Source organism: Pseudomonas sp. UYEF17, assembly GCF_040546125.1.
Classification (GTDB): Bacteria; Pseudomonadota; Gammaproteobacteria; order Pseudomonadales; family Pseudomonadaceae; genus Aquipseudomonas; species Aquipseudomonas putida_Z.
In genome coordinates, this window is sequence record NZ_JBEPNE010000021.1 from 84819 (window position 1) to 91787 (window position 6969).

Below are 6969 nucleotides of genomic sequence, written 5' to 3' on the forward strand. Positions count from 1 at the left end.
GCCAGCCAGGAAGCGGAGTCCAGAGTGCCCACGCCACGCCAGTTCAGCAAGAAGACCAGTACCAGCAACATGCTGCGGCTGAAGTCCACCAGCGCCAATGCCCAGGCCCCCTATCGGGTCGATTTCGTATTGCTCGAACACTTCTCGATGGCCAGCTTCACCGTGGCCATGGACGTGCTGGTCACGGCCAACCTGCTGCGCGCCGACAGCTTCCAGTTCACCCCGCTGTCGCTGGAAGGCGACCGCGTGCTCAGCGACCTGGGGCTGGAGCTGGTGGCCACCGAGTTGTCCGCCGAGGCGCTGAAGGAGCTGGACCTGCTGGTGATCTGCGGCGGCCTGCGCACGCCATTGAAGTACCCCGAACTCGACCGCCTGCTGGGCGATTGCGCGGCCCACGGCATGGCCCTGGGCGGGCTGTGGAACGGCGCATGGTTCCTCGGCCGCGCCGGGGTGCTGGATGACTATGGCTGCAGTATCCACCCCGAACAGCGCGCCAGCCTGTCCGAGCGCAGCCCGCAGACGCGAATCACCCCGGCCAGCTTCACCCTCGACCGCGACCGCCTCAGCGCTGCCAGCCCCAATGGCGCCATGGAGCTGATGCTCGGCCTGGTGCGCCGGCTGTATGGCGACGGCCTGGCCGAAGGCGTCGAGGAAATCCTGTCGTTCTCCGGTGCCCGCTACCGCCAGGTCGGCCCAGGCGCGAAGAAGTCCATGAGCCTGCACCTGCGCACCATCGTCGAACTGATGGAGAACAACCTCGAGGAAACCCTCAGCCTCGACCAGCTGGCCGCCTACAGCGGGCGCTCGCGCCGGCAGATCGACCGCCTGTTCCAGGCCCAGCTGGGCACTTCGCCGCGGCGTTACTACATGGAGCTGCGCATCACCAAGAGCCGCCGCCTGTTGCAGTATTCCGACCTGTCGGTGATGGAAGTGGCAGTGGCTTGCGGGTTTGTTTCGGTGTCGCACTTCAGCAAATGCTATGCGGCTTACTTTGGCTATCCGCCGTCGCGTGAGCAGCGGTTGGGCGAGTGAGTGCCAAGGCTTCATTCATGTGTCGCCTGGGCCGGCCCTTTCGCGGGTAAACCCGCTCCCACAGGTACTGTGCAAATCTTTGGGACAGCGGCGATCCTGTGGGAGCGGGTTTACCCGCGAAGAGGCCGGCCCAGGCACTAGAGAACTTTCAAGGGCGGCGCTCGATCTGGATATACCGCAACACCGCATCACAGATCATGGCCTTGTGACGCAGCTTGACCTGCTCATCGGACAGGTCGATCTGGAAGATCTCGCCAAAGGTATGGCGGTTCGACACCCGGTAGAAGCAGAACGAGCTCATCAGCATGTGCAGGTCGATGACCTCGATGCCGGCGCGAAACACACCTTCCTGCACCCCACGGCGCAAGGTACTGCCCAGGGCCTCGAGCACCAGGCTGCTCATTTCGCGAATCGCCGGCGACTGCTTGACGTACTCGCCGTAGTGGATGTTTTCGGTGCAGATGATCCGCACGAAATCGACGTTGCGGTCGTGGTGATCGAAGGTGAACTCCACCAGCCGGCGAATCGCCTGCTCGGCCGGCAGCGACTCCAGGTCCAGGCTTTGCTCGGTCTTGCGGATGTCGCCGTACAGCTTGATCAGGCACTCGCAGTACAGCTGCTCCTTGCTGCCGAAGTAGTAGTAGATCATGCGCTTGGAGGTGGCGGTGCGCTCGGCGATGGCGTCGACGCGGGCACCGGCCAGCCCTTGCTGGACGAACTCGTTGATGGCGGCCTGGAGGATGTCCTCGCGCGTTTTCTCGGGGTTGTTCTTGCGCGTCTTGCGCCCCCCTTCGGTTTCAGGCTGGCCGAGGCTGACTACGGAATCACTCATACCCACTCACAGGCTGTTTATTGGAATGGAGGGATTATCCGCGAGCGCGGCCATGCAGGGAAGCGCGCTGTTGGTCGGGTAGCCATCACCCGCGGCGCCTGCCCAGCCAGGCGCAGCGTCAGTCGCGCTGGGCGGTATTGCGCTCCAGCGGCGGGGTCAGGTGCAGCACACGGTTGCGCCCGCCTTCGGCCAGCAGGTAGCCGCCCTTGCCATCGGCAACGATCGACTGCGGCGCCTTGAGGAACGACAGCACGGTCTGCCGCGTGCCGTCGGCGCCGATGCGCAGCAGCCGGGCCCGGTGGGTGTTGTCTTCGCTGATCCACAGGCCGCGCTGGTCGCAGAACAGGAACGTCGGGTTGCGCAGGCCATCGACCACCACCGGGTCCCGGCCATCGTCGGACAGGGCGCGGACCTTGCCGTTGGCCTTTTCGGTATACAGCAAACGCCCGTCACTGCAGCGGGTCAGGCCTTCGGTTTCGGTCAGGCCGGAGCGCAGCACATCGAGCTGGCCGCTGCGCCAGTCATAGCGCATCAAACGGCCATTGCCCTTGCGGTCCTCGATGGCGTACAGGTGCTCGCCGTCGTTCCACAGGCCCTGCACGCTCTCGCCATCGAACAGCCGCGTGACCTGGCCATCGCGGGCCAGGCTCACCGGGGCAAACCCGCCTTCCTGGCTGAATACCCAGCCTCCCTGCGCCGCGACCATGCCGTCGGGCTTGGACAGGTTGTCGATGACCACCACCCGATCACCCTGGGCGGTGATCCTGAGGATGCTGCCACGGCCATCGTCCAGTTCGCGGCTGACCAGCAGGCTGCCATCGGCTTGCGGCAACAGCGACGCGGCCTTGGTCACGTCGCGGTGCAGCACCTCGACGCCCCAGCCGGAGGCGGCCTGGACCGGGTAGAAACTCTGCCAGGCAAAGAAGCCCAGGGTGGCCGTGAGCAGGCCGGCGGTGGCGGCCAAGGCGATACGGGTGCTGCGCTTGCGCAGGATGTGCGACATGTAGGGCTCCTCGGGAATGCCGGGGAGCCTAGCAAGCGAATGTGAAAAAAATGTCGAAATGGACCAACCATTACAAAACAAAAGGATATAAAAATAACTAAACAATCTAACAAACAGGAATATAAAAATTGAAAGCCAAACGCCACCTCCTTAGTCTGGGCACATCGTTTCCCCCCCAACTCAAGGAGCAATGCCCATGCCCGCCCGTGCCTTCTCCCCCTTGCGCCGCCTGTTGATCGGCGGCTTGCTGGCCAGTGTCGCCAGTACCCTGTTGCCCTGGTCCCAAGCCCTGGCCGATGAGGCCAGGACCCTGCGCATCGGTTACCAGAAGTTCAACAGCATCAACATCCTCAAGGGCAGCGGCGCCTTGGAAAAGGCCCTGGCACCGCAAGGCGTGAAAGTCAGCTGGCACGAGTTCGCCGCCGGCCCGCAGTTGCTCGAAGCCTTGAGCACCGGCGCCATCGACCTCGGCCATGCCGCCGACGCCCCCTCGGTGTTCGCCCAGGCCGCAGGCAAGCCGGTGGTGTACCTGGCCGCCGAGCAACCCTACCCACGCGGCATCGGCCTGGTGGTGCGCGAGCAGGACCACCTGGCCAGCGTGCAAGACCTCAAGGGCAAGCGCGTGGCCACCGGCCGCGGCTGGAACGCCCAGTACCTGCTGGCCGTTGCCCTGGAACAGGCCGGCCTCAGCTACCAGGACATCACCCCGGCCTACGTCAACAACGCCGCCGATGCCGTGGCTGCCCTGCAATCGGGCAGCGTCCAGGCCGTGACCCTGTGGGACCCGTTCCTCGCCGCGGCAGAAAGCCAGCCGGGCCTGAAGAACCTGCGCGACGGCAGCGGCCTGTCCAACAACCGCACCTTCTACCTGTCCACCGCCAGCTTCGCCGACCAGCATCGCGCCTTGCTGAAGACCTTCTTCGCCGAACTGGGCAAGGTCAGCCAGTGGGCCAATGCCAAGCCTGCAGAAGTTGCCGCGCTGCTGGCCCCGCAACTGGGGATCAACGCCAACGTGCTGCAAGTGGCCAGCGAGCGGCGCAACTACAACGCCGTGGCCATTACCCCGCAGATCGTTGCCGAGCAACAGAAGCTGGCCGATACCTTCCAGGGCCTGGGCCTGATTCCACGCAAGCTGCAGGTGGCCGACGCGGTCTACCCGGCTTCCGTATTGCCTTGAGCGGAGCGCGCCCACCATGCCCCGCCCGATTCGCTTCAACGCCTTCAGCATGAATGCCGCCAGCCACCAGTCCCCCGGCCTGTGGCGCCACCCGCGCAACACCAGCGTGGCCTTCAACCGCCTGGGCTACTGGACCGACCTGGCCCGCCTGCTCGAACGCGGCCTGTTCGATGCCCTGTTCATCGCCGATGTGCTGGGCATCTACGACGTCTACCAGGGCGGCCCCGAAGCCGCCCTGCGCGGTGGCGTGCAGGTGCCGGTCAACGACCCGCTGCTGCTGGTGCCGGCCATGGCCGGGGTTACCGAGCACCTGGGCTTCGGCGTCACCTTCTCGCTCACCTACGAACACCCCTACCCGTTCGCCCGGCGCATGTCGACGCTTGACCACCTGAGCAATGGCCGGGTCGGCTGGAACATCGTCACCGGCTACCTCGACAGTGCCGCGCGCAACCTGGGCCTGGCGCGCCAGCTGGGCCACGACCAGCGCTATGACCTGGCCGAGGAATACCTGCAGGTGCTTTACAAGCTCTGGGAGAAAAGCTGGGACGACGATGCGGTGCTGCTGGAGCGTGACAGCGGGCGCTATATCGAACCGGCCCGGGTACACCCCATCAACCATGTGGGCGAGCACTTCCAGGTGCCGGGCATGCACCTGTGCCAACCTTCGCCGCAACGCACGCCGGTGCTGTTCCAGGCCGGTGCTTCGGCACGCGGCCAGCAGTTCGCGGCGCGGCACGCCGAATGCGTGTTCATCAGCGGGCCGACGCCCACGGTACTGCGCCGCTACGCCGACGGCATCCGCCAGGCCAGCGAGGTGGCCGGGCGTGGCCGGGACGAGGTGCTGATCTACGCCCAGGCGCTGTTGATCGTCGCCCCTACCCGGGAGGAGGCCGAGGCGCGCTTCGCCGAATACCGCCGTTATGTCGACCTGGACGCCGCCCTGGCGCTGCTGTCGGGCTGGACCGGCATCGACTTTGCCGGCCTCGACCCCGATGCGCCCATCGAATACGTCGAGAACGATGCCGGCCGCGCAGCCCTGGCCGCCTTCACCGCCGCCGACCCGAACCGCCGCTGGACCGTGCGCGAGGCTGCCGAGTTCGTTGGCCTGGGCGGCCGTGGCCCGGTGCTGGTGGGTACTGCCAGCGAGGTGGCCGACCAGCTGGAAAGCTGGCTGGACCAGACCGGCATCGATGGCTTCAACCTGACCTACGCAGTGCAACCGGACGACCTGGCAAATGTGGTCGAGCTGCTGGTGCCGGAGTTGCAACGCCGTGGCCGCTACCCGCTGAGTCATGCCGAAGGCACCTTGCGCCACAAGCTGTTCGGCCGGGGCGACCGCTTGCCGGAAGGGCACGCTGGCCGGCAGGTTCGCATTCAGCCAGCAAATACCGGGTATTCCAACATTTAATTTGTGGATGGCACACACTCGACCCTATTCTGTCGCCACATCCCCTGCGCCGCACCGGCCGGTGCGGTTCACGGCATGGGGAGAGAACAACAAGTCGAGATCGTCCATGTCGAACCATTCGTACTTCGCCCCCCACGGTGGGCACCCGGCTCAGACCGAGCTGCTGACTGACCGTGCCATGTTCACCGAAGCCTATGCCGTCATCCCCAAGGGCGTGATGCGTGACATCGTCACCAGCCACCTGCCGTTCTGGGACAAGATGCGCATGTGGGTCATCGCCCGCCCGCTGACCGGCTTTGCCGAAACCTTCTCCCAGTACATCGTCGAAGTGGCCCCGGAAGGCGGCAGCGAGCGCCCTGAGCTGGACCCGAACGCCGAAGCCGTGGTGTTCATCGTCGAAGGCGAACTGGACATCACCGTCGAAGGCAAGCACCACACCCTGGTACCGGGCGGCTACGCCTTCCTGGCCCCGGGCGCCGAGTGGAGCCTGCGTAACAACAGCAAGTCCAACGTCACCTTCCACTGGCTGCGCAAGCACTACCAGAAGGTCGAAGGCCTGGACGTTCCCGAGTCGTTCGTCACCCACCGTGACAACGCCACCGTCATCGAGATGCCGGGCACCGAAGGCCGCTGGGTCACCACCCGCTTCGTCGACATGGCCGACATGCGCCACGACATGCACGTGAACATCGTCACCTTCCAGCCGGGCGGCGTGATCCCGTTCGCCGAGACCCACGTGATGGAACACGGCCTGTACGTGCTGGAAGGCAAGGCGGTGTACCGCCTGAACCAGGACTGGGTCGAAGTGGAAGCCGGCGACTTCATGTGGCTGCGCGCCTTCTGCCCGCAAGCCTGCTACGCCGGCGGCCCAGGCAAGTTCAGCTACCTGCTGTACAAGGACGTGAACCGTCACGTGCACCTGACGCTCAACCCTAAGCGTTGATGCATTGGGGCGCGAAGCCCCTCCTCTTCGAAAGGCCGAGATGCACAGTTCGCTGTGGATGTCGGCCTTTCGGCACTTCACCGGCCGCCACTTTTATAACCCCGCCAATATTTACCCTTCCAATCACGGCACATGGAACTTTATGTTTCGCCGCGCGATTAACCAGCCGACCTATTAATAGGAAGTTTCTTACAGCATCTTCTGTTTTTACGCCCCACCGAATGAAATCGGTTCTAAAGCGTATATTCTCCAGCCTTATCTTGTTGTCCGACCTACAGCAAAACATGGACCGCGATACGGCCAAGGAGATTTACACATGACCGTAAAAACCGATATCTCCTATGAAAACGACAAAACAGACACACGTGAATCGCCCCCGCTCAGCGAACTGTTCCCTCATGTCGACGCGCTGGGGTTCGACACCCGCTCGAACACCACATTCCCCCTCTTCGACATCGCCTCTCCCCTGTTCGGCCTGGTCATCCGCCTGGAAGGCACCGAACACTATGACCACGTCGAGCAGTTGCATGCCCACGTCAAGAACATGATCCACGGCATGGTCGAGCAGGTACGC

At 64.4% G+C, this 6969-nt stretch carries 6 protein-coding genes and 1 pseudogene; 5 read left to right on the top strand and 2 right to left on the bottom strand.

Annotated elements, in window-relative coordinates:
• The first annotated feature begins 24 nt into the window (after positions 1 to 24).
• A complete protein-coding gene (locus tag ABIB24_RS23525) occupies positions 25 to 1032 on the top strand; it encodes a GlxA family transcriptional regulator (protein WP_025338901.1) in 1008 nt (335 codons plus the stop codon).
• A gap of 148 nt (positions 1033 to 1180) precedes the next feature.
• Here the strand turns inward: ABIB24_RS23525 and ABIB24_RS23530 are convergent, their stop codons facing one another.
• Positions 1181 to 1864 carry a TetR/AcrR family transcriptional regulator gene (locus ABIB24_RS23530; protein WP_025338900.1) on the bottom strand — a complete coding sequence of 228 codons (684 nt, stop codon included), beginning with the start codon at positions 1862 to 1864 and terminating at the stop codon, positions 1181 to 1183.
• Positions 1865 to 1982: 118 nt separating this feature from the next.
• Positions 1983 to 2867 (bottom strand): NHL repeat-containing protein, encoded by an 885-nt coding sequence (locus tag ABIB24_RS23535; RefSeq protein WP_085616944.1) that lies wholly within the window; start codon positions 2865 to 2867, stop codon positions 1983 to 1985.
• Between the two features lie 196 nt (positions 2868 to 3063).
• Here ABIB24_RS23535 and ABIB24_RS23540 point away from each other — a divergent pair, with 196 nt between their 5' ends.
• The 4 genes and pseudogenes from ABIB24_RS23540 to ABIB24_RS23555 form a co-directional block, all read left to right on the top strand.
• The gene (locus tag ABIB24_RS23540) at positions 3064 to 4044 is read left to right on the top strand and encodes an aliphatic sulfonate ABC transporter substrate-binding protein (RefSeq protein WP_025338898.1); all 981 of its coding nucleotides are present in this window, start codon (positions 3064 to 3066) and stop codon (positions 4042 to 4044) included.
• Between the two features lie 16 nt (positions 4045 to 4060).
• Positions 4061 to 5452 (top strand): LLM class flavin-dependent oxidoreductase, encoded by a 1392-nt coding sequence (locus ABIB24_RS23545; RefSeq protein ID WP_354317348.1) that lies wholly within the window; start codon positions 4061 to 4063, stop codon positions 5450 to 5452.
• Between the two features lie 106 nt (positions 5453 to 5558).
• Positions 5559 to 6395: a bifunctional allantoicase/(S)-ureidoglycine aminohydrolase gene (locus ABIB24_RS23550; RefSeq protein WP_013972924.1), complete on the top strand. Its 837-nt coding sequence runs from the start codon at positions 5559 to 5561 to the stop codon at positions 6393 to 6395.
• A gap of 316 nt (positions 6396 to 6711) precedes the next feature.
• Positions 6712 to 6969: pseudogene (locus ABIB24_RS23555) on the top strand (hypothetical protein); the annotation flags it as partial.

Excerpts from the sequence above, each read along its gene's own strand:
- ABIB24_RS23540 (WP_025338898.1), top strand. The coding sequence starts at position 3,064 with ATGCCCGCCCGTGCCTTCTCCCCCTTGCGCCGCCTGTTGATCGGCGGC.
- ABIB24_RS23550 (WP_013972924.1), top strand. The coding sequence starts at position 5,559 with ATGTCGAACCATTCGTACTTCGCCCCCCACGGTGGGCACCCGGCTCAG.
- ABIB24_RS23530 (WP_025338900.1), bottom strand. The coding sequence starts at position 1,864 with ATGAGTGATTCCGTAGTCAGCCTCGGCCAGCCTGAAACCGAAGGGGGG.
- ABIB24_RS23545 (WP_354317348.1), top strand. The coding sequence starts at position 4,061 with ATGCCCCGCCCGATTCGCTTCAACGCCTTCAGCATGAATGCCGCCAGC.
- ABIB24_RS23535 (WP_085616944.1), bottom strand. The coding sequence starts at position 2,867 with ATGTCGCACATCCTGCGCAAGCGCAGCACCCGTATCGCCTTGGCCGCC.